At 45.4% G+C, this 20,905-nt stretch carries 22 protein-coding genes and 1 CRISPR repeat array; of the genes, 4 read left to right on the top strand and 18 right to left on the bottom strand.

The window, feature by feature from the left end:
* Positions 1 to 42 precede the first annotated feature (42 nt).
* Together TRQ2_RS06140 and menA are read right to left on the bottom strand one after the other, a co-directional pair.
* The gene (locus TRQ2_RS06140) at positions 43 to 663 is read right to left on the bottom strand and encodes a CPBP family intramembrane glutamic endopeptidase (protein WP_012311005.1); all 621 of its coding nucleotides are present in this window, start codon (positions 661 to 663) and stop codon (positions 43 to 45) included.
* Positions 664 to 668: 5 nt separating this feature from the next.
* Entirely contained in the window at positions 669 to 1,538 is an 870-nt protein-coding gene (gene menA / locus TRQ2_RS06135) for a 1,4-dihydroxy-2-naphthoate octaprenyltransferase (protein ID WP_011943760.1), read from the bottom strand.
* Between the two features lie 27 nt (positions 1,539 to 1,565).
* Here menA and TRQ2_RS06130 point away from each other — a divergent pair, with 27 nt between their 5' ends.
* Complete coding sequence (locus TRQ2_RS06130) at positions 1,566 to 1,988, top strand: RrF2 family transcriptional regulator (RefSeq protein WP_011943761.1); 423 nt, start codon at positions 1,566 to 1,568, stop codon at positions 1,986 to 1,988.
* Here the strand turns inward: TRQ2_RS06130 and TRQ2_RS06125 are convergent.
* The 3 genes from TRQ2_RS06125 to TRQ2_RS06115 all read right to left on the bottom strand — a co-directional run bounded on the left by TRQ2_RS06125 (position 1,950) and on the right by TRQ2_RS06115 (position 4,104).
* On the bottom strand, positions 1,950 to 2,387 hold the full coding sequence (locus TRQ2_RS06125; protein ID WP_012311004.1) for a ferritin family protein: 438 nt from the start codon (positions 2,385 to 2,387) through the stop codon (positions 1,950 to 1,952). The genes TRQ2_RS06130 and TRQ2_RS06125 overlap by 39 nt on opposite strands.
* Before the next feature lie 119 nt (positions 2,388 to 2,506).
* The gene (locus TRQ2_RS06120) at positions 2,507 to 3,331 is read right to left on the bottom strand and encodes an endoglucanase (RefSeq protein ID WP_012311003.1); all 825 of its coding nucleotides are present in this window, start codon (positions 3,329 to 3,331) and stop codon (positions 2,507 to 2,509) included.
* Positions 3,328 to 4,104, bottom strand: a complete 777-nt coding sequence (locus TRQ2_RS06115; RefSeq protein WP_012311002.1) for an endoglucanase — start codon at positions 4,102 to 4,104, stop codon at positions 3,328 to 3,330. Before TRQ2_RS06115 ends, TRQ2_RS06120 begins: the two co-directional genes overlap by 4 nt.
* Positions 4,105 to 4,239: 135 nt before the next feature.
* Positions 4,240 to 5,268: direct repeats of the CRISPR family, unit length 30 nt; unit sequence GTTTCCATACCTCTAAGGAAGTATTGAAAC.
* 644 nt (positions 5,269 to 5,912) lie between these two features.
* On the opposite strand from TRQ2_RS06115, the gene nadX reads away from it, so the two are divergent.
* Genes nadX through nadC form a run of 3 tightly spaced genes read left to right on the top strand, consistent with a single transcriptional unit; the run spans position 5,913 to position 8,373 of the window.
* A complete protein-coding gene (gene nadX, locus TRQ2_RS06105) occupies positions 5,913 to 6,638 on the top strand; it encodes an aspartate dehydrogenase (RefSeq protein ID WP_012311001.1) in 726 nt (241 codons plus the stop codon).
* A gap of 12 nt (positions 6,639 to 6,650) precedes the next feature.
* Entirely contained in the window at positions 6,651 to 7,547 is an 897-nt protein-coding gene (gene nadA / locus TRQ2_RS06100) for a quinolinate synthase NadA (protein WP_012311000.1), read from the top strand.
* A gap of 4 nt (positions 7,548 to 7,551) precedes the next feature.
* Positions 7,552 to 8,373 (top strand): carboxylating nicotinate-nucleotide diphosphorylase, encoded by an 822-nt coding sequence (nadC, locus tag TRQ2_RS06095; RefSeq protein WP_012310999.1) that lies wholly within the window; start codon positions 7,552 to 7,554, stop codon positions 8,371 to 8,373.
* Here nadC and TRQ2_RS06090 read toward each other — a convergent pair.
* From TRQ2_RS06090 to metK, 13 genes are all read right to left on the bottom strand, one after another.
* Positions 8,364 to 8,822 (bottom strand): YaaR family protein, encoded by a 459-nt coding sequence (locus TRQ2_RS06090; protein ID WP_012310998.1) that lies wholly within the window; start codon positions 8,820 to 8,822, stop codon positions 8,364 to 8,366. The genes nadC and TRQ2_RS06090 overlap by 10 nt on opposite strands.
* Positions 8,819 to 9,475, bottom strand: coding sequence for a hypothetical protein (locus TRQ2_RS06085; RefSeq protein WP_012310997.1), 657 nt, complete (start codon positions 9,473 to 9,475; stop codon positions 8,819 to 8,821). The genes TRQ2_RS06090 and TRQ2_RS06085 overlap by 4 nt, the downstream gene beginning before the upstream one ends.
* Entirely contained in the window at positions 9,459 to 10,055 is a 597-nt protein-coding gene (gene yqeK, locus TRQ2_RS06080; RefSeq protein ID WP_012310996.1) for a bis(5'-nucleosyl)-tetraphosphatase (symmetrical) YqeK, read from the bottom strand. Before yqeK ends, TRQ2_RS06085 begins: the two co-directional genes overlap by 17 nt.
* Positions 10,056 to 10,337, bottom strand: a complete 282-nt coding sequence (locus tag TRQ2_RS06075) for a DUF503 domain-containing protein (protein WP_004082152.1) — start codon at positions 10,335 to 10,337, stop codon at positions 10,056 to 10,058.
* Between the two features lie 14 nt (positions 10,338 to 10,351).
* Positions 10,352 to 11,620, bottom strand: a complete 1,269-nt coding sequence (locus TRQ2_RS06070) for an alpha-amylase family glycosyl hydrolase (RefSeq protein WP_012310995.1) — start codon at positions 11,618 to 11,620, stop codon at positions 10,352 to 10,354.
* A 1-nt stretch (position 11,621) separates the two neighbouring features.
* Positions 11,622 to 13,673 carry an elongation factor G gene (fusA, locus tag TRQ2_RS06065; RefSeq protein ID WP_012310994.1) on the bottom strand — a complete coding sequence of 684 codons (2,052 nt, stop codon included), beginning with the start codon at positions 13,671 to 13,673 and terminating at the stop codon, positions 11,622 to 11,624.
* Positions 13,673 to 15,334, bottom strand: a complete 1,662-nt coding sequence (locus TRQ2_RS06060) for a phosphodiester glycosidase family protein (RefSeq protein ID WP_012310993.1) — start codon at positions 15,332 to 15,334, stop codon at positions 13,673 to 13,675. Before TRQ2_RS06060 ends, fusA begins: the two co-directional genes overlap by 1 nt.
* Complete coding sequence (locus TRQ2_RS06055; RefSeq protein ID WP_012310992.1) at positions 15,331 to 16,635, bottom strand: pyrimidine-nucleoside phosphorylase; 1,305 nt, start codon at positions 16,633 to 16,635, stop codon at positions 15,331 to 15,333. Before TRQ2_RS06055 ends, TRQ2_RS06060 begins: the two co-directional genes overlap by 4 nt.
* A 4-nt stretch (positions 16,636 to 16,639) precedes the next feature.
* Positions 16,640 to 17,878 (bottom strand): cell wall metabolism sensor histidine kinase WalK, encoded by a 1,239-nt coding sequence (locus TRQ2_RS06050; RefSeq protein ID WP_012310991.1) that lies wholly within the window; start codon positions 17,876 to 17,878, stop codon positions 16,640 to 16,642.
* A 3-nt stretch (positions 17,879 to 17,881) separates the two neighbouring features.
* A complete protein-coding gene (locus TRQ2_RS06045; RefSeq protein ID WP_011943665.1) occupies positions 17,882 to 18,601 on the bottom strand; it encodes a response regulator transcription factor in 720 nt (239 codons plus the stop codon).
* A gap of 60 nt (positions 18,602 to 18,661) precedes the next feature.
* Complete coding sequence (locus tag TRQ2_RS06040; RefSeq protein WP_004082166.1) at positions 18,662 to 19,324, bottom strand: hypothetical protein; 663 nt, start codon at positions 19,322 to 19,324, stop codon at positions 18,662 to 18,664.
* A gap of 68 nt (positions 19,325 to 19,392) precedes the next feature.
* Positions 19,393 to 19,683: a 30S ribosomal protein S20 gene (rpsT, locus tag TRQ2_RS06035; RefSeq protein WP_004082168.1), complete on the bottom strand. Its 291-nt coding sequence runs from the start codon at positions 19,681 to 19,683 to the stop codon at positions 19,393 to 19,395.
* Between the two features lie 15 nt (positions 19,684 to 19,698).
* On the bottom strand, positions 19,699 to 20,886 hold the full coding sequence (gene metK, locus TRQ2_RS06030) for a methionine adenosyltransferase (protein WP_004082170.1): 1,188 nt from the start codon (positions 20,884 to 20,886) through the stop codon (positions 19,699 to 19,701).
* Positions 20,887 to 20,905 lie beyond the last annotated feature (19 nt).

The raw sequence follows: 20,905 nt of genomic DNA, 5'->3' as shown, positions 1-20,905 counted from the left end.
TGCAGCAACCGGAAACTCGATTATCAGCTTCAGTGCTTTCATTCAAAAACCCCCTTTCAGAGGCAAAACAACGAATATGAGAAGGCTCCACAGCGCATGCGCAAAAGCTGGTGTGCTGACCTTTCCAGTGATCACATAAAGAAGAGAAAGAATTATCCCAAGGACAAACGCCCCCACTATCAAAGCCATATTTCCAGTGAACACGTGGACTACGCTGTAAAGAAGCGAAGAGATCAGTATTGAAGGAACAACGTCCATCCGTTGGAGAAGGAATTCTGTTACAAAACCGCGCCATATGATCTCTTCAAAAAAGGCTATGAACACGAGAAGAATGATCACTTTCAATGCATTTTGCCCTTCCGCGAGTCCGTAAACACTGACAACATCCCTGTGAAACGGAGGAATCAAAAGCGAAATCAAATATCCAACGACGAAAAGAAGATAAGCTGCTACAGCGGAGTAGATCGCAAGGGGCGCCTCGTACTTATTTGGCTTTATGTTCCTCTTTCCGCCAAGAAAGATCGAAATCACAGAAAAAATCAGAGTGGTCATGAACATTCTCCACCAGAAATCGAGCATATTCACCTGAAAGACGAAATACCATCCTAAAAAAAGTCCGATCAAAACTGAAAGGAAACTTATCTCAGAGATTCTTTTAACCATCGGCATCACCTCAAAAGTCCCAAAATCATAGAAACAAAGAGTATCATTTCCGCCAGCGCACTCATTTTATCAACGTCAGCGATCTCTCGTGCATTTTTCCTTCCCGCTGATTTTTGAAACAACTGCTTTATCACCCGTATGTACAGTGGAAGAGAAACTAAGCTAACAAGAGAGATTACTCTAAAAACACCCGTCGATACGAGGATCACGATAAAGACGTAGATCAAACCAGTGAGGACCGCGTAGAGAAAAGACGCTGCTCTGTCTCCGATCAAAATAGGAAGGGTTTTGATACCACTTCTTCTGTCAAACTCGGAGTCTCTGATTTCATTGGCGAGGAGAATGAGATCTGTAGCGATCCCCACGGGAATAGAGACCAGAAGTGCTTCCAGTGAGAACCTTCCCGTCTGAACATAATAGGCTCCCAGCACCATCAGGGGTCCCATGAGAATAAACACGAGAAACATACCAAGGGATTTGTATTTCAGATAGAACGGATGTCCAGTGTAAGCGTACCCGAGAACCAGACCAGTAAGTCCCAGCCACAGCAGAGCAGGTCCAGAGATCTTTATGAGAACAAGCCCCAGAACCACACTCACCGCGTAACAGAAAACACTCAAAAGGAGCTCTTCGCGTGGTGTTATTTTCCCGGAAACAAGAAGTCCACTCGAACCAAGAGAATCTTTAGTATCCACACCTTTTTTGTAATCGAAATAATCGTTCGTGGTGTTGACACCTGCATGTAAGAAAATGGAAGCGATCAGTGATAGAATGTATCTGGTCAGGGAAAATTCCTCAGCCAGCATGGCTCCTACAGTAACAGGAAAAGCACTTGCAACGAAGGAAAACGGTCTCACAGCCACGAAATACTTCATTATCTATACCTCCCGGAGGTGCGCTTGATGTTTGGAAAGTGTCAAAAACACGTGAGATACGCTCTTAGACTTCTCGTGAGATTGTCGCTGGAGAACAGACCTATGTCTTCTTCGGAACTCGCTGAGAAAGAACTCATCACCAGAAATTTCACTCTGAAAGTTCTCCACTACCTCAAAAGATCGGGCCTTGTGAATTCGATCAAAGGAAAAAACGGTGGTTTTGTTCTTGCAAAGTCGCCAGACGAAATATCGTTTCTGGATGTTATCAGCGTCTTTGAAAAAGACCTTGTTATTGTGGACTGCAACAGCCGGTGCAAGAATTACAGGGCCTGCAGGGTAAAATACTTCTGGAACTGGCTTTCCGATTATTTGAAAGATCTGTTTTCTAACATCACCATCAAAGATATCGCCTCAGGTACTTTCACGTTTCATCTCGAGAAGCTTTCTTAGATGTTCTTTTTCCTGATCGATGATCTTTTTCACTGTTTTCTGTGCATCAGAATTCACAAAACCATCTTTGAGTTCATAGTAGAGAATTATGCTGTCTTTTTCAACAGATATGGCTATATCCAGAACCTCTTTCAAGGTTAGATCCTTTCTCCTTAAAATTTCACTCGTGTCAGGAAAAACTTCATAGAAAGCGTATCCCGCGAGATAAGAATCCACCTCATCCCAGTTTTCCTGATCTGATATCTTTCTAAAGATTTCCGCGTGAGCCCTTTCCTGATCAGCAAGCTCAAGGAAAGTCTTTTTTATCTCTCCATCAAAATATTCCGAGAGTTCTCTGTAAAATCTTTCGCCTTCCTCCTCCAACCTGATGGCCACCGTCAGAATGTCACTTACTTTCATAGAATCACCTCATTGTTCTGATTTTCACACATTGCATAGAATATTATACTACTTGTGTATAAATTTGCCAAAAGAAAAAGGCGGGAAAGCCCCGCCTTTCTCGTTGGTGATTCTGTGCTTTATTTTACAACTTCGACGGAGAAGTCCCTGAAAGTCCAGCCGAATTTCGCCGTTGTTGTGTTCGGATCTCCAAACTCCGTTCCGATCTCCCAGACGCAGAAATACAGCTCTTCGAAATTGTCTATTCTCGTTGAGTGCTTTTTGACAACTTCCGCGGCTTTCTGAACGAAGTCCTTCACGTTGAACTTTACCTTTCCTTCTTTAATCGGTGTTGTCAGCCTGAAGGCAAGGTAATCCCATCCCCACGGTGCAAAGTAAACATCCCACTTCGTTTCCTGCTTCACTCCGTTTATCTCGACTGTTGTGGTGAACTCATCCACTTTCTGACCGCCGGGCATCAGAACGTTGTTGTAGAACCAAACCATGATCTCCGCGTCACCCGAAGAAACAGAAGTCTGGTCGGGACTTTTCGTGATCCATGTCTCCATAGCAAGGTTGATAGGCAGGTTGTTTTCGTACCAGATCGAGTAATCAAGAGTCACGTAGAAATCCGGAAGATCTTTCACCCTCACAGGAAGAAATTCAACGCCGCTGTTGTGCCCCGCCCAGGGCTTGTAACCGTAGTAGATCTCCGGATATCCATGCACCCAGCTGTCTGGATTCTGAAGAACGATGTTGTACAAATCCGCATAGAACTCAACCTTTTCTCCATCGAATTTGAGCCACGTTTCTCCTTCATAGGATTTTACGTTCCAGAAGTTGAGCTCCATGGTGACTGGAAATCCGTTGAAAGAAATGTCTGTTGCACCAACGCTCGTGAGAACCACTTCAGAGGAAAAGAGCAGAGTGGAAAACACCACCATCAGGAGAACTGCCCACCTCATTCTCTCACCTCCAGATCAATAGAGAAATTTTCAAACTTCCACCCGAACTGCGCACTTTTTGTCTCCGGACTTCCAAACTCTGTTCCGATTTCCCAGACAGTGAAGTAAAGATCTTCAAAATCTTTCACTCGAGCAGAACTCGAAAGAGCTTTTCCGGCGGCATCGAGAAAATGCCTTACATCGAACTTCACCCTTCCCTTCTTCACGGGATCCTTCAAGCGGAAAGCGAGGTAGTCCCATCCCCACTCCGCGTGCCACAGTTCCCAGGTGCCTTCGACACTCTCTCCGTTCAGCACGAACGGGATCGTGAACTCTTCTATCTTTTCGCCTCCGGGTGTGAGATTGTTGAAATAGAACCAGACCATGATTTCAACATCGCCGATCGATGCTTCCGTCTGGTACTTTTCTCTTGTGAGCCATGTTTCCATGGCAAAGTTCAAAGGCAGAAACGGTTCGTGGTGAATATCGAAAGAAACTTCGACGGAAAATGATTTCATAGAAGAAACTGGTACCGGAAGTTTCGAACCTTCTGCTGTGTGATTTTCCCATGGTTTGTAACCGTAATAAAACTCGGGATAACCGAGAACATACCTTTCCGGTTCTTTCGGAGAAAGATTCTGAATGTCCGCATCGAAAGTTATCTTTTCACCGTCGAATTTCATAGCTACAGAACCGGAGTATTCCTTTATGTTCCACAGATTCAGCTCCATGGAAAGGGGAATGCCATTCCATACAAAATCCGATGTTCCCGGTTTTGTCATCAGTACCACCATTATCACCTCCAGAAAACATCTTATTATGAAAATGTTTACATTCAAAATCTGAAAATTCGCAAATAGAACTAAATACACCCAAAAATAAAAAAACAGGGGTATTAATCCCTGCTTTTCTCTTTTTATCGAATTTTTGTTCTTGTACCTCTGAAGACGCATTGAAACTGGCTCAATATCGTGGACCACGACTACAGGGAGGAGCGTTTCCATACCTCTAAGGAATTATTGAAACTGTCGGCGTATTCGAAAAGGTCGTAGTCTCCTCTGAGTTTCCATACCTCTAAGGAAGTATTGAAACGACGAAGGATTCGAGCTTTTCGTACAAGAGCAATTCGTTTCCATACCTCTAAGGAAGTATTGAAACGGATGGATCCTGAAATCAAAGAGTTATGGAGGGAGAGTTTCCATACCTCTAAGGAAGTATTGAAACTGGATTGGCGACGTATAAACGAAAGCAAGAAAAAAGTGTTTCCATACCTCTAAGGAAGTATTGAAACGCGTATATTTCAGCTTTCCCAAGTTTCCCATCGAACTGTTTCCATACCTCTAAGGAAGTATTGAAACGGATACTGAAGGTCGGGAGGTGGAATGATGAAAAGGTTTCCATACCTCTAAGGAAGTATTGAAACGGGGAATAACCGTCACGCTTGCTTCGGGCTTCCTGACTGTTTCCATACCTCTAAGGAAGTATTGAAACGGTCTTTGATGCTGTCGAGGATGCGAACGAATTCCTGTTTCCATACCTCTAAGGAAGTATTGAAACCAATCTCTGCGTGGGTGTACATAGATGCAGATCAGGGCCGTTTCCATACCTCTAAGGAAGTATTGAAACGCGATTCCTCCGTTATAAGCTCAACATGATCGGCGTGTTTCCATACCTCTAAGGAAGTATTGAAACGAGCTCTGCGACGTCATACGCTTCGCCGAAGAGCTGTTTCCATACCTCTAAGGAAGTATTGAAACGCGTGAACGCATACGAGCTTCTTGTCGAGATAGCAGAGTTTCCATACCTCTAAGGAAGTATTGAAACAAACCAACGGTGTTTGCCTGATATGCAAGATATCCATGTTTCCATACCTCTAAGGAAGTATTGAAACATCCTCTTCGCAGTTGCGGGCTTTATCTTTGTACTCAGTTTCCATACCTCTAAGGAAGTATTGAAACCCGTTGAGTTCAAAAGAAATTATACCACAAACACACTCTGAAAGCAAGATGTTTTTTGACCTTCCATATCCTCCCTTTCCATAAACCATTCTAACACACAAGAGAGCACCTTCAAGTACTGTTTGGAAAAATGGAATAATTGCATAGTCCAACAATGAAAGAACACAAGCAAAAAACAGAAGATAAATTATATCAACCTACGTCAGGGCATTTTGGGGTGTTTCTGGTAAAAATCGATTGGTTCCATGTTTCACAAATAGATGAAAGAAGGCATTCCTCAATGTGTTAGAAGTTAACTACTAATTTCTCGAATTCAAAGCACTTACACGTCGTTGATTACCACAAATTCTCTTCATATTGTCTCTTCATATCATCCATTATTCCCTTTTTAACGCATAGCTTCCGGTACCACAAACCCGCATGAAATTCTTCGTTACCGGTAATTGCATACTCTGAATCAACCTTCCAATGCCCGGTACACACAATACCTACTTTGTGAATGATTGGAACTAACCTGGTTTGTATGCATAAAACAATGTTGTTATGTTCTAATATTTTTCGTACTAATATCACAACGACTCTCAACGGAAGAAACTTGTCTTTTGTTTACAGCAGGTGTAAACTTATTTCTGGGGGTGTTGAGAATGACAGTTTTGATCATCGGAATGGGAAATATTGGGAAAAAACTCGTAGAACTGGGAAATTTCGAGAAAATCTACGCTTACGACAGGATTTCAAAAGACATTCCGGGAGTCGTTCGCCTCGGTGAATTCCAGGTTCCTTCAGACGTCAGCACGGTTGTCGAATGCGCTTCTCCAGAAGCCGTTAAAGAATACTCACTTCAGATCCTGAAAAGCCCTGTGAACTACATCATAATCAGCACCAGCGCTTTCGCAGACGAAGTCTTCAGGGAAAGGTTCTTCAGCGAATTGAAAAATTCACCAGCCAGGGTCTTTTTCCCATCCGGTGCCATCGGCGGTCTCGATGTTCTCTCTTCCATCAAAGATTTCGTCGAAACCGTCCGCATAGAAACGATAAAACCTCCAAAGAGTCTCGGCCTGGATTTGAAAGGCAAAACAGTCGTGTTCGAAGGAAGTGTTGAGGAAGCGTCAAAACTATTTCCAAGAAACATCAACGTAGCGTCGACCATCGGCCTTATAGTGGGCTTTGAAAAGGTAAAGGTAACAATAGTGGCAGATCCCGCCATGGATCACAACATCCACATAGTAAGAATCTCTTCCGCCATCGGAAACTACGAGTTCAAAATAGAGAACATTCCATCACCAGAAAATCCAAAGACAAGTATGCTAACAGTCTATTCGATCCTCAGAGCCTTGAGAAATCTCGAATCAAAAATCGTATTCGGATGAGGAGGAAAAAACATGGTGGATGAAATTCTCAAACTGAAAAAAGAAAAAGGCTACATCATTCTTGCGCACAACTATCAGATTCCAGAGCTTCAGGACATAGCCGATTTCGTCGGTGATTCCCTTCAGCTCGCAAGGAAGGCAATGGAGCTCTCAGAAAAGAAAATTCTTTTTCTTGGGGTAGATTTCATGGCGGAACTGGTCAAGATACTGAATCCAGACAAAAAAGTGATCGTCCCGGACAGAAGCGCGACCTGTCCCATGGCGAACCATTTGACACCGGAAATCATCAGAGAGTACAGAGAAAAATTCCCGGATGTACCGGTGGTTCTCTACGTGAACAGCACGTCCGAATGTAAAGCGCTCGCCGACGTTATCTGTACGTCTGCCAACGCCGTGGAAGTCGTGAAAAAACTGGATTCCAGTGTGGTCATCTTTGGTCCGGATAGAAATCTTGGAGAGTACGTCGCGGAAAAAACGGGAAAGAAGGTCATCACGATACCCGAGAATGGCCACTGCCCAGTTCATCAGTTCAACGCTGAATCCATCGACGCTGTGAGGAAGAAATATCCGGATGCCAAAGTAATCGTTCATCCAGAGTCTCCAAAACCAGTGAGAGACAAAGCCGATTACGTGGGAAGCACGGGACAAATGGAAAAGATCCCAGAGAAAGACCCTTCCAGGATCTTTGTGATTGGAACAGAGATAGGGATGATCCACAAACTGAAGAAAAAGTTCCCTGACAGAGAATTCGTGCCACTCGAGATGGCAGTGTGTGTGAACATGAAGAAAAACACACTGGAGAACACTCTCCACGCTCTACAGACCGAATCTTTCGAGGTAATTCTCCCAAAAGAAGTGATCGAGAAGGCAAAGAAACCGATCCTTCGAATGTTCGAACTCATGGGGTGATATGATGGAGAAAATTCTCGACCTTTTGATGAGTTTTGTCAAAGAAGATGAAGGAAAACTTGACCTCGCTTCCTTTCCGCTTCGAAACACAACTACCAGCGCTCATCTTCTTTTGAAAGCGGAAAACGTGGTTGCCTCTGGTATAGAGGTTTCTCGAATGTTCCTGGAAAAAATGGGATTGCTTTCAAAATTTCGTGTGGAAGATGGAGAGTACCTGGAAAAAGCAGGTGTGATAGGAGAGATAGAAGGCAACACCTACAAGCTTTTGGTCGCGGAAAGAACTCTCCTCAACGTTCTCTCCGTTATGTTTTCTGTGGCTACAACAACAAGAAGGTTCGCCGAAAAACTCAAACACGCAAAGATAGCAGCGACGAGGAAGACCCTGCCCGGTCTGGGAGTTCTTCAAAAGATCGCTGTGGTGCACGGAGGAGGAGATCCCCACAGGCTCGATCTGAGCGGATGTGTGATGATAAAAGACAACCATCTGAAGATGTACGGCAGTGTCGAACGGGCTGTTCAGGAGGTCAGAAAGATAATACCCTTCACCACAAAAATAGAAGTCGAAGTGGAAAATCTGGAGGATGCACTGAGAGCGGTTGAAGCTGGAGCGGATATTGTCATGCTGGACAATCTCTCTCCCGAAGAAGTGAAGGACATATCCAGGAGAATAAAAGATATCAATCCTAACGTGATCGTGGAAGTGTCCGGTGGAATCACGGAAGAGAACGTTTCTCTCTATGACTTTGAAACAGTCGATGTGATCTCCTCGAGTAGGCTGACACTACAGGAAGTGTTCGTGGATCTCTCACTCGAGATTCAGCGGTAGAGGTTGAGGATCAGGCCGTTTATCTCTTCTATCCTGGCGGCCAAATTTATGGTCGGCCGCTCGTTTTTCATGATTTTCTCCGTGAGATCCATCAGTTTTTCGTTCACTTCTTCGACTACCAAATGAAGCCTTGCACGACCGCTGTTCATATCGAAACTTCCAGCCAGTTTGTAGATTTTCTTTTCTATGAGTTTCAAGAACTCCTTTATAGCGTTTTTGTATCTCTTCAAGTTGGAAGGAGTGGGAGAGCGCACGAGCTCGTTTCCTGAGTCGATCACTTCTTCCACAGCTTCTTCGAGGAGTTTTTCGAAGTGGTCCTCTTTCACATCTTCCAGAATATCGAAAAACTCCTTTTTCTTCGACTCACCAACTCTGGAAGTCTTTCCGGATTTTTTACCCTTCACTTCCTGGTTCTTCAGAGACTCCCCACCGAGAGGATCTATCCTCACCTTTTCATCTCCTCGGAGATGGCTTTGAGTTTCTCCGAGTCCAGATACAGTCTCTCGTACTTCTTGCCTTGAGCTTCTATCACAATGGGCTTTTCCGTCACCGTCGGCGCTTCGAAAACGTCTACGGCGTAGTTCGAGATCTTCTCAAAGAACTTGTAGAGAGAGAACCTGTTCAGATTGTTGAAACCGAACTTTTTCAACCAGCTTCCAACAAAGAGAAAGTCGAAAAACTTCAGTTTTCTTTTAGAGAACTCTTTAACGAAGTCCGGAAAACTCTCACACTGCTTTCCGAGAAGATTTTGGCAGAGTTTTAGAAATTCCTCTTCAGACATAACGGAGTAGAAGGCTCTTTCGGCTTTTACTTCCAGAAGGTTCTCCATCTTTTCAAGATCGCTCAGAGGTCTTTCAGAAATGATCGTTTCTCTTCTTTCGGGATCAAAGGACTCCTTTGGAAAAGAAACGACGAAGACCATTCTCTTCGAATCGTCTATTCTCACGAAGTAGCTATTGTCTCCCACTCTGAAGAGATAGTGAACCTCTGCTGCTCTGTAATCCGGGGAGGTGAGGAACGATCTGTAGTAAAGGAACAAAACGGCAGAGAGAGCAACAGCGATCAGCACAATTACCAGTACGATTTTACTCGACCTCTTCATCGACGAGACCTCCTCTTCTCATAAGAATGCTGTTCCACAGTTCAACGGTCTCCGGGATCAACAGGTAGTTCTTCCCGACCGCGTAAAAGATCTTGTTTTTCAAAACCTGAAAGAATCCTTCTTCCAGGTTCCTGAAAGCGATCCTTCGAAGCTCATTCACCCCCGGAAAATCACGCGTGAACTCCAGAGAATCGGCTATGAACAGAATCTTTCCTACGGTTTTGAAGCTCACATGCCCTGAGGTGTGATAAGCTACCGCGTTGAGAACTTCTTCGTCTTCCACATTGAAACGCCTTTTCAAGAACTCCGCTGCCACTTTTCCGTGCAGAAGAACGGGGTGTGTTCTCTCCAGTTCCGAAATCTTCAGACCATAAGCTTGGGCCATTTTCAAAAGCTTCCTTGGTGGAACGTCTCTGAAGAGATCGTGAGAGATAGCTACAAGTTCCAGTTTATTTAAATCCGCACCGTACATTTCTCCCAGTTTCCTTGAAAATTCCACCACCGATCGCACGTGATTGATCCTTTTTCTCGAAAGAAGCCTCTCCATAATGCTTTCAAGCTCGTTCGTTATCACGACCATTCACCACACCTCTCTTTCAATCTCTTCCACTTCCATTCCCGGATAAAGATCCAGATAATCGATGATCGAATCGAAAACTCTCTCAATAACGGCTCTGTCAGTGTTCACCATGGCGATTCCTATTTCAAAGAAGCTCTTCGAATCGTGCGCTCCTACTTCAGAAATGGAGATGTTGTACTTTTTTCTCAAATCGTTCATCAGTCTCTTCAGGATTCCTCTTTTTTCTTTCAAAGATCTCACGCCGAAGAGCCTCACTCTCAGACTCACAACACCTACACTCATTCTACCACCCACTCTCAGTAGAGCACGAAAGAGAGTATCAGAGGTTCTTTTCCTATCTCAACAATCGCACGGGAATTTTTCACAGGAACTCGAACGATCTCATCGTTGAACACGTTCTTCGAATGGATACACGCGCTTTCCCAGATACCGGAGAAGTCGAGAGTTACTTTTGTGTTTTCAAGAAGGGGATTCAGCACACAGAGAATGTATCTGTTTTCGTACCTCCAGAGATAAGATATCACCTTCTCTGGTTGATCGTTTTTCACAAAAAGCATCTCTCCTTCAGTAAAAACACCGGTTCCGTATCTGTAGTGTGCGAGTTTTCTGTGAAGAATCGAAACCCTGTTCTCTTCCATGGGAAACGGTAGCGTGTACTCGTTGAATATGTCCACGTCCTCCTTGAGACCGTACTCCTGTCCGTTATGAACGAGCGGAACTCCCTTGAAGGTGAAAAGAAAAGCTATCCAGTGGATCAATGAATCTTCTTCGATGAATTTCGCAATTCTCGGTTGGTCGTGGTTTTCCAGAAATCTCATCTTTATGTAACCTCTGGGATAAATGTGATCCTGCATCCTCAGGAAATCCACATACTCCCTCAAACTACCTCTTCCTTCTATGAAATCCCTGAACCTGTAGTAGCCATCGTAGTCGTAGGTGATATCGAACGCCTGGTACATGTATGGATCATGTGTCTCAGAAAGCCAGATGAGTCTCTTCAAAGGATCGAGTTCTTTCCTTGCCTGCAGCCAGAAGTCCAGTGGGATAAGTCCTGCTACGTCGCATCTGAATCCATCGACGTCGAATTCTTCGACCCAGTACTTCATCATGTTGATCATGTACTTTCTCAGCTCTCCGTTCGAATAGTCGAAATCGACTATGTCCGTCCAGTCTGGAACTTTCCTTGTGGGATTTCCATTTTCATCCCTGAGGAACCACTCGGGGTGTTTCCTGACTAAGACGTTGTCAGCTGCCGCGTGGTTCAAGACCATGTCCATCAAAACGTACATGTTCAATTCGTGAGCTCTCTTCACGAATCTTTTGAAGTCATCTTTTGTTCCTATGAAGGGATCTATCTCGTAGTAATCGCGTATGGCGTATGGAGATCCCAGAGTGCCCTTTCTTCCTTCTATTCCAGTAGGATGAATGGGCATCAACCACACCGTGTTGATGCCCATTCCTTTCAGTCTTTCAAGATCTTTTATGAGAGAATCGAATTTCTTTCCTTTTTCTCCTGGATAAGCGCGTGCAAAGGCTTCGTATATTATCAGTCTTTTGAAGTTCATCTCACTTCTCCTGTTCCTGCATCTCTCTTCTTCTCTCTTCGATGATCTTCTCCTGTATGTTCGGAGGCACTATTTCGTACCTCTGGAACCTCATTGTGAAGTATCCTCTACCGCTTGTGATGGAAGAAAGTTTGCTGGAAAAGTCGAGCATCTCAGCGAGTGGGACTTCCGCTTTCACCTTTACCATGCCTTTTCCAGACGGCTCCATTCCGAGGGGTCTTCCCCTTCTACTGGAGATCTCTCCCATCACGTCTCCTGCGTTCTCTTCCGGAACGAAGACCTCAACCTCCATTATGGGTTCCAGGATGACGGGTTTTGCCGCTTCCATTCCTTTTTTGAAGGCCTGAATGGCGGCTATCTGGAACGAGATGTCCGAAGAGTCCACTTCATGGTAAGAACCATCAAAGAGTATGACTCTGACATCTGTCACAGGGTATCCTGCCAGAACTCCTTTCTTCATGGCTTCTCTGATACCCTTATCGACAGATGGTATGAAGTTTCTCGGGATCACTCCGCCAACGATCTTGTCAACGAATTCGTATCCTTGTCCCCTTGGAAGAGGCTCCAGCTGTATCTTCACGTGACCGTACTGACCGTGTCCACCAGTCTGTTTCTTGTGCTTGTGTTCGGCAACAGCGGTTGTCGTGATCGTCTCTCTGTAGGCGATCTTCGGCTTTCCAACTTCCACATCGACACCGAAGATCTTCTTCAATCTCTCTATCATGACGTCAAGGTGCATCGCACCAAGACCGGAAACGACGGTTTCTCCTGTTTCAGAATCGTATTCCCACACGAACGTTGGATCGGAATCTGAAAGTCTCGAAAGTCCATTGCTGATCTTGTCGATATCGGACTTCGATTTTGGATGAACAGACCTGGAGAACATGGGTTCCGGGAAAGCAGGAGGCACTATCTTCACCCTTCTATCTCTGTGTGCGAGTGTTTCTCCAACAGCACCTTCTTTGAGCTTCAGAAGAACAACGATCTCACCGGGACCAGCGGATTCAACTTCCTTCTGCTGTTTGAGAATTGGAACATAAATGTGCCCTAATTTCTCCGAGACATCCTTCTGAACATTCACAATGGTGTCACCAGATCTGAGAACTCCTGCGATAACTTTAGCAAAGGTGATTCTTCCAACGAACTGGTCAACCACGGATTTGAAAATGTAAGCACAGAACGGCTCTTCTTCAGAGAACTTCACTTCTATCTCCGTTCCATCCTCCAGGAGCGCCTTGTACGAAGGAGCTTCCTCGGGAGAAACGCCTATGTCTCCCAGATAATCGAGAAGAAGATCCAATCCTATTCCTTTCAACGCGGATCCCGAAAGTACAGGCACGATTTCTCCCTTTTTGTAACTCTCCCTGAGTACCCTCATGAGCTCATCGTATCCGATCTCTTCACCGTCGAGATACCTCATCATCAACTCTTCATCCTGTTCCACGATATCTTCGAGAATCTCTGATCTCATATCGTTGAAATTCTCCGGCATGTCTTCTTCCTGAACTTTATCTCCATCGTACCTGTAGACTTTTTTCTTCAAAAGATCCACGACACCTTCGAAGTTTTCAGCCGCACCGATTGGAACAACCACCGGGACGATCTTTCTGGAGAACCTCTCTTTCAGTTCTGCCACCACATTCTCAAAATTGGCCCTCTCTTTATCCATCTGGTTGACGAAAACCATGATGGGTTTTTTCATCTCATCCGCCATGTTCCATGTTCTTTCGGTCTGTATTTCCACACCGGCAACGGCGTTCACCACGGAGATGATGTTTTCAGAAACGAAAATCCCGTTTATAACCTCCGATATGAAATCCGAGAATCCAGGGGTATCTATCAGATACACCTTTTTGCCTTTCCATTCAAGGGACGCCACGTGTGAGGAGAAACTGGCTCCTTTTTCCTCTTCTACAGGATCGTAATCCACGTACTTTGTATCTGCTTTGTCAATCAGACCTGATTTGTAAAGAATCTGCGCGAGAAGGAGAGATTTACCCGATCCGTTGTGTCCTATCAAAGTAGCCGAACGCACATTCTGAAGTCCTCCCATCACTCACCCACCTCCGTCTTCTTTTTCTCCCAGACTACGATTCCCACAGGTATCGCGGCTGTGCTGTTCTCCGTCCTGCCAAAGAGACTGCCAGCCACTGCCATTACGGAGGAGCTTCCCCCATCTACACACATGGCGTCTTCGAACCCCCTGGAAACGAGAAAATCCACGAGTTCATCATAAGTCAATCCCCTCGTTATATGATTATAACCTTCGAAGACAAGAAACCAAAGCTTTCCATCTTTTGTGGCAATAACCGTCCTTGGAGCCTTCGCGTACGCTATTCCACCACCGTACCTTGCCTTCTCTTCCAAGGCATCTGGAATCGGGGCACCGTTCTGAATGAGAAGAGGACCTCCTTCAACTGCTTGCTTTATACGCAGCGGAATGTTTGGCTGAAGAGATATATACACTTCGTCTCCTTCTTTGAGATCAGAAAGGTATTCTTCGTACTTCTTGCTAATAGAAACAACATACTCAGAATTTTCCGCGTGGCTTTTGTATCCAATTTGCGATACTTTGTTGTCTTTCACCACGAAGTAGATTTTGTCGTCTTTCTTTGGTATTTCTTTGGAGAATTCCTTTGTATAAACGAGGACTTCACCTTCTCCGAGGGTGTTTATTCCCTTCACGAGAAAGAGGACATCCTTCACCATGAGTGTGACATCCACTATAACCCTTCCTATGAACACCTCGTTGTCCTCGGTGATGGCAAAAACCGGTCTTCCGCTGAACATGGCAGAATACGGTTTCCCATCTATAACAACAAGACCGATGGGGAACTTTGTGATCGGGTCGAAGTAGTTGCCGTTTATCCCGGCGATACCTCCCACTCTTTTCACCATTTCGTCGAGCCGCTCGATGGTCCCAAAACCGTTTTCCACCACAACCGGTTTTATCGTTACCTTCTCTGGATCCATTATGAGATAATTGACAACTGTCTTCTCACCCTCGTCGAATTCTTCGATTTTCCTTTCGAAGACTACTCCATCTGCGACCTCCTGTCTTCCAAAGAAACCTTCGACGAGGAGAAACCGGAAAAGCAGTTTTCCATCCCCAATGGAGTACTCCACGTCTGGATAAAAGTTTCCCACATCTACAACAAACGAGAGACCATTTTTCTCAAGTTCAACCTTTATGTCTTCAGAAACATTTGGAAGACTCACCACGACAGGAGACAGATTTATTCTAACTTTTCCCATGCTTTTCTCTACACTCACCATATCCGGTACGATCGTTCCCGTGTATGTTATCGTAACTCCATTTTTTTCCTTCGCCGCTGAAAGCACGATCGGAAGGGAATCGTAGATCAGAACCTTCTCACCTTTCGTGTACACCTGATAGCCTTCCATCACCTTTTTTAAGGCATCGATAGGCACGAAAAGAAGGCCATCTGCGAAGATCGGAGGGGAGAGCTTTTCCACAAAATCAAAAATCGTCTCATGCTCTTTTATGAAGAGCACGTGGTTGTCGTAGACGATGTAGTGGTAGCCGTTCGAATGTATGTAACCAACTCCGGCAGGTGCGAGATCTTCGGCGCACACATAATAAATCCCTTCACTGAAGACGGTTCTCAACGGAAAAGCCTTTCCACCGCTGATCAGGTAGGAACCAAAAACGACACTTGCGAAGATCAAAAGAACCAGAATTATTTGCTTCATTTGATCACCTCTTCAACAACTCTGGGTGGTTCTGAAGGAGAGTCAGAGATCACATACGCTTCTCTCAGAAGCTTCAAAGCACTCTCAACATCACTCCTGTCTGACACAAAGAGTCTCGCTATCGTCTCTCCCTTTTTCACAGAGTCGCCGAGCTTTTTCTCAACGATGATTCCAACACTATGATCGATTCGATCTTCTTTCTTCTTCCTTCCCGCTCCGAGCAACATCGACGCAGCCCCCACTTTCTCCGCGTCTATCTTTGAAACATAGCCCTCTCTCTCTGCAGAGAAATCCACCACCTGTCCCGCAACCGGGAGCACTCTCCAAGGGTCGTCCACCACTCTTTCGTCTCCTCCCTGAGCTTTGACGAGAAGCCGAAACTTATCCAGAGCCTCTCCTGTTTCTAGTTTTTTCCGCAAGATTTTCTTTCCCTCTTCAAAATTCGCCACTCCAGCGAGTTCCAGCATGAGAGCTCCCAGAGTAAGCGACAGTTCCTTCAAATCCTCAGGGCCATTTCCTTTCAGGGTTTCTATCGCCTCTATCACTTCCAAGGAATTTCCAACAGCCCTTCCGAGGGGTTGATCCATATTCGAGAGAACAGCGGCCGCTTTTTTCCCATGTTGCTGGGCTATTCTGAGCATGAGAAAGGCGAGTTTTTTCGCATCTTCGAATCCCTTCATGAAAGCACCTGTTCCGAACTTCACGTCCAGAACGAAGGCATCGCTCCCGCCAGCGAGTTTTTTGCTCATGATACTGGAAGCGATCAGAGAAATCTCGTCAACGGTTGCCGTTGCGTCGCGGAGTGCGTATATCTTCTTATCGGCGGGAACAAGATTCCCCGTCTGCCCTACAATCGCTATTCCATATTTTTTGACGTTTTTGATGAATTCTTCAAGGGAAAGTTCTGTTCGAAATCCAGGGATCGACTCCAATTTGTCGATGGTTCCTCCTGTGTGACCCAGGGCCCTTCCAGACATCTTGGCAACAGGTACCCCAGCAGAAGCCACAAGAGGTGCAACGACCAGGGTTGTTTTGTCACCAACTCCCCCCGTCGAGTGCTTGTCCACCTTCGGTCCCGGTATTTCCGATAGGTCGAGCACCTCTCCCGATCTCATCATCGTTTCTGTGAAGTAGTAAGTTTCTTCTTCGTCGAGGTGGCGAAAGTAAACAGCCATCAAAAAAGCTGCCATCTGGTAGTCCGGAATCTCACCTTTCACGTATCCACCAACCATGAACTCTATTTCTTCTCTCGAAAGCTTCTCCCCATTTCTCTTCTTGAGTATCACATCGTAAGCTCTCACTTTTTCACCCTCTTTTCGGCAGGAAAACTCTCATCACCGTTCCCTGGTTGATCTCACTCTCAACCTCTATCTTTCCTCCATGCTTGTCAACGATCGTTTTCACTATCGTGAGACCCAAACCTGTTCCGCCCATCTTTCTGGAACGCGCTTTATCCACTCTGTAGAACTTTTCGAAGATTCTGCTCTGGGATTCCTTAGGTATTCCAGGTCCCGTGTCTTTTACCTCAACAACCACCCAGTCCGGTGTATCGTAGGCCCTCACCCAGACCTTCTTTTCTCCTTTTTCCTTCAAAGATGTGTATTTAACAGCGTTGTCCACAAGATTCAGGAGCATCTGAATCAGCCTTTCTTTGTTTCCCTTAACCACAACATCCTCGCATTCAACGATAAGATCCACTTCGTTTTCCTCAGCTATTGGCTGTATGATTTTGTAAACGTATTCTACCACTTCACACAGATCCACATCTTTCATTTCAAAATTGACTTCACTTTCTTCCATTTTCTCAAGGTCGAGAAGATCGTTGATGAGGCGTGTCATTCGAGCGGATTCTTCCTCTATGATCTTCAAAAACCTTTTGACCAGTTCTTTGTTCTCCAGATCATCTTCAAGGAGCGTTTCCGCATAACCGTGGATGGAAGTGAGGGGAGTTCTGAGTTCGTGTGAAACTGTGGCTATGAATTCTCTTCTCATCTCGTCGAGCTTTCTTTCCTTGGTCACATCGTGGAAGAGAATGACAAAGATTTTGTCGCCGCTCTTCAGCTCGACGGGTATCACCTTCACATGGAAGTATTTCTTTTCGTTACCAACATAGGTAACGAGAGTTCCTTCCTGCGGTTCTTCACTTTTGATGGTCTCTTCCACCATCTCGTTTATGTAGTAATCTTCAAATATTTCGTAATAAGGCCTTCCTTCGGGATTGATCCTGCCCTGCACAAGTTCACGGGCAATTTCGTTCAAAAACGTGATCTTCCCCTCTCGATCCAGAATGAATATGGGTTCACTGAGGCTGTTCAAAATCGTGAGGAAGTTGTCTCTGCTCACCTCAACACGCGAAATTGTTTCTTTCAGATTGTCTACGTACTTTTTCAGTCTCTCGAAAAGATAAAGCGGGGGAACGTCCTTTTCCCCCAGCATATCTGACAGCTTTTCGATGAAGATTCTGTACTCAGATAGGCGCTTCCTGAACACCAAAAAGAGCAGGACGAATAGAACAGCTACTACGACAAACAGGAAAATACTCATTGATCAGTCTTCCTTTCCGGGATCCCTGAATTTGTATCCCTTTCCTCTCACAGTGATTATGTATTTCGGATTCGAAGGATCTTCTTCTATCTTCGTTCTCAGCCTTCTTATGTGAACATCTACAGTTCTCGTATCTCCGTAATAATCGTATCCCCAGAGTTTATCAAGGAGAACATCCCTGCTGAAAACTTTTCCTTCGTTTTCCGCGAGGAATCGGAGCAGTTCAAATTCGAGAGGAGTGAGGTTCACTTTTTTCCCTCTCACTTTCACTTCGTACTTTTCCACATCGATTTCAAGATCCTTGGCTATGATCTTCTTAGGCCTTTCTTCCTTGCTCTGAGTAGCGGTGGAAAGCCTTCTGAATATAGCCTTCACCCTCGCAAGAAGCTCTCTCACGCTGAACGGCTTGGTGATGTAGTCGTCCGCACCGAGCTCCAGCCCAAGCACCTTGTCGAATTCTTCTCCCTTCGCGCTCAGGAAGATCACGGGGGTGTTCTTGTATTTCTCTATAGCCCTGATCTTCCTGACCAGCTCGAAACCGTCAATTCCAGGAAGCATGATATCCACTATGAACATATCCACATCCTCGTCGTTGGCAATTTTGAGTGCTTCTTCTCCATCGTAAGCCTTGAGCACCTCGTATCCTTCTTTGGAAAGGTTGTATCCTACCAGCTCGAGAATTGCCGGGTCGTCGTCAACCACCAGAATCTTCTTTTTCGCCATCTTCGATCCCCCGAGGGGGTACACCTCCTTTCAGATCTGGTTTCTATACTATTTTAACATTTACGAACTAGTTTTTTGATAGGATCTTTTCCTGAAAGTGAACCATGCAGAAAGAAACAGAAAGAGCAGAAAAAGAGACACGTAGAAGAAGATCATCATCTTGTTCGCAAAGAGAGATTCCGGTTTAAACTCCACACCAAAGAGTCCGGAAAGGTAGAACAAAACCAGCACTGAAAAAATCGCAGCACCCACCACAACTGAGAGGATTCTCGCAAATTCTTTTTCCTTGCGGTAAGCAGTCAATCCAGCTAAAAGTCCAATGAAAACGGAAAGTCCAAACGTTATCCAGTTCATGTACTGAACACTTTGAAGGTTAAAAGAACTCACCAGAAAGTTTATAACGTAGTAAGCGACGAAGGTCACGGTGACGAGAGCAGCGAGGAACACCAGGTATCTGTACAGAACGTAAAGCACAACTGCGGTTAAAACACCTGTTGCCACCAGTACAACAACCTTCACATTCTCATTCGTGAGATAGGATTTGAGAAATTCGATATTCGAAAGAAGAGGAAACACGAAGTTGATACCGATTACAAAACCGATCACCGCAAAAGCTATGTGTTCAACATACCTGGCAGCGAACATGAGAAAAAGAGCGGCGGGTAGGGAAAAATACCAGTTTTTAATAATCAACCTGAAGAAATCCCCTATCAACCCCTCCACGCACAATCCCTCCCTTTAAAATCAGAAATGCCCCGCAAGGGGGCCAGCTTTCAAAAACAGCAAGAAATTCACTCCTGAGTTGTTTCGAGAGTTCTCAGGTATTCGTTCACCTTCTCGAAAAGTCTCGCTTTTCTTCTCGCACCCTGATTCTTGTGGATGACTCCCTTGGAAACGGCTTTGTCTATGGCAGCCTGCGCTTTCCTGGTGAGTTCAAGAACGACTTCTTTCGGTTCTTTGTTCTCGATAGCTTTGAGAACCTCTTTTATTCTGTTCTTGAAGAAAGTCTTGTAAGCCTTGTTTCTGAGTCTTCTCTTTTCAGAAACTCTGACCCTTTTCTTTGCAGATTTGATATTCGGCACTACTTGATCCCTCCCTTACATATTGAAAGCTCTTTTCAACTCATCTACCATGTCGAGTTTCTCCCATGTGAATTCCTCTTCGTTCCTTCCAAAGTGACCGTAGGCGGCTGTTTTCCTGTAAATAGGTCTCAAAAGATTCAGTTTCTTTATGATCGCACCCGGTCTGAAATCGAACAGTTCAGTGATCACCTTGAGAAGTTTGTCTTCATCCACCTTCGCGGTTCCATACGTGTCGATCATTATGGAAACGGGTTTCGCGACACCTATAGCGTAAGAAAGCTGTATGAGGAACTTGTCCGCAAGACCTGCAGCCACAACGTTCTTCGCTACATATCTTGCCATATAGTGAGCCGATCTGTCAACCTTTGTGGGATCTTTTCCGCTGAACGCCCCTCCGCCGTGGGGTACCCAACCACCGTAAGTGTCAACGATGATCTTTCTCCCTGTGAGCCCCGTGTCGGCCATGGGACCTCCAAGAACGAATCTTCCTGTTGGATTCACCAGTATCTTCATTTTGTCGTCCCTGTACTGTTCTGGAATCACAGGATTTATGACGTGTTCTATTATCGCCTCTCTCAGATCTGCCTGGGAGATATCCGGATCGTGCTGAGTTGAAATAAGCACTGTGTCGACACGGACTGGTTTGTCGTCCTCGTATTCTATGGTCACCTGTGTCTTTCCATCTGGCCTGAGGAAAGGAAGAGTCCCGTTCTTTCTGACCTCAGCGAGTCTCATGGCGAGTTTGTGGGCGAGAGTTATGGGAAGGGGCATGTACTCAGGGGTTTCGTTGGTGGCGTAGCCGAACATGATTCCCTGGTCGCCAGCTCCGAGCGCCTCGAACTCGTCAGCCACTTCCTCTCCTGTTTTGACCTCGAGCGCCTTGTCTACACCGAGAGCTATGTCAGGAGACTGACTGTGGATGCTGGTGAGCACTCCGCAGGTTTCCCCATCGAATCCGTACTTCGCCCTCGTGTATCCTATCTCCAGAATGGTCTTTCTCGCTATATCGGGGATCTCAACATAAGCTCTGGTGGTAACCTCTCCCGCGATGATGACAAGCCCTGTTGTTACGAGTGTTTCAACGGCAACCCTGCTCCTTGGATCCTGCTCGAGCATGGCGTCGAGTATGGCGTCGGAAATCTGGTCGGCGATTTTGTCCGGATGCCCTTCTGTTACGCTCTCGCTGGTGAAAAGTCTTCTCATCTCCCATCCTCCTTTCGCT

This window comes from Thermotoga sp. RQ2 (assembly GCF_000019625.1).
GTDB classification, from domain to species: Bacteria; Thermotogota; Thermotogae; order Thermotogales; family Thermotogaceae; genus Thermotoga; species Thermotoga maritima.
Note: the sequence above shows the minus strand (reverse complement) of the source record. Positions and strands in the feature narration are given on the sequence as shown.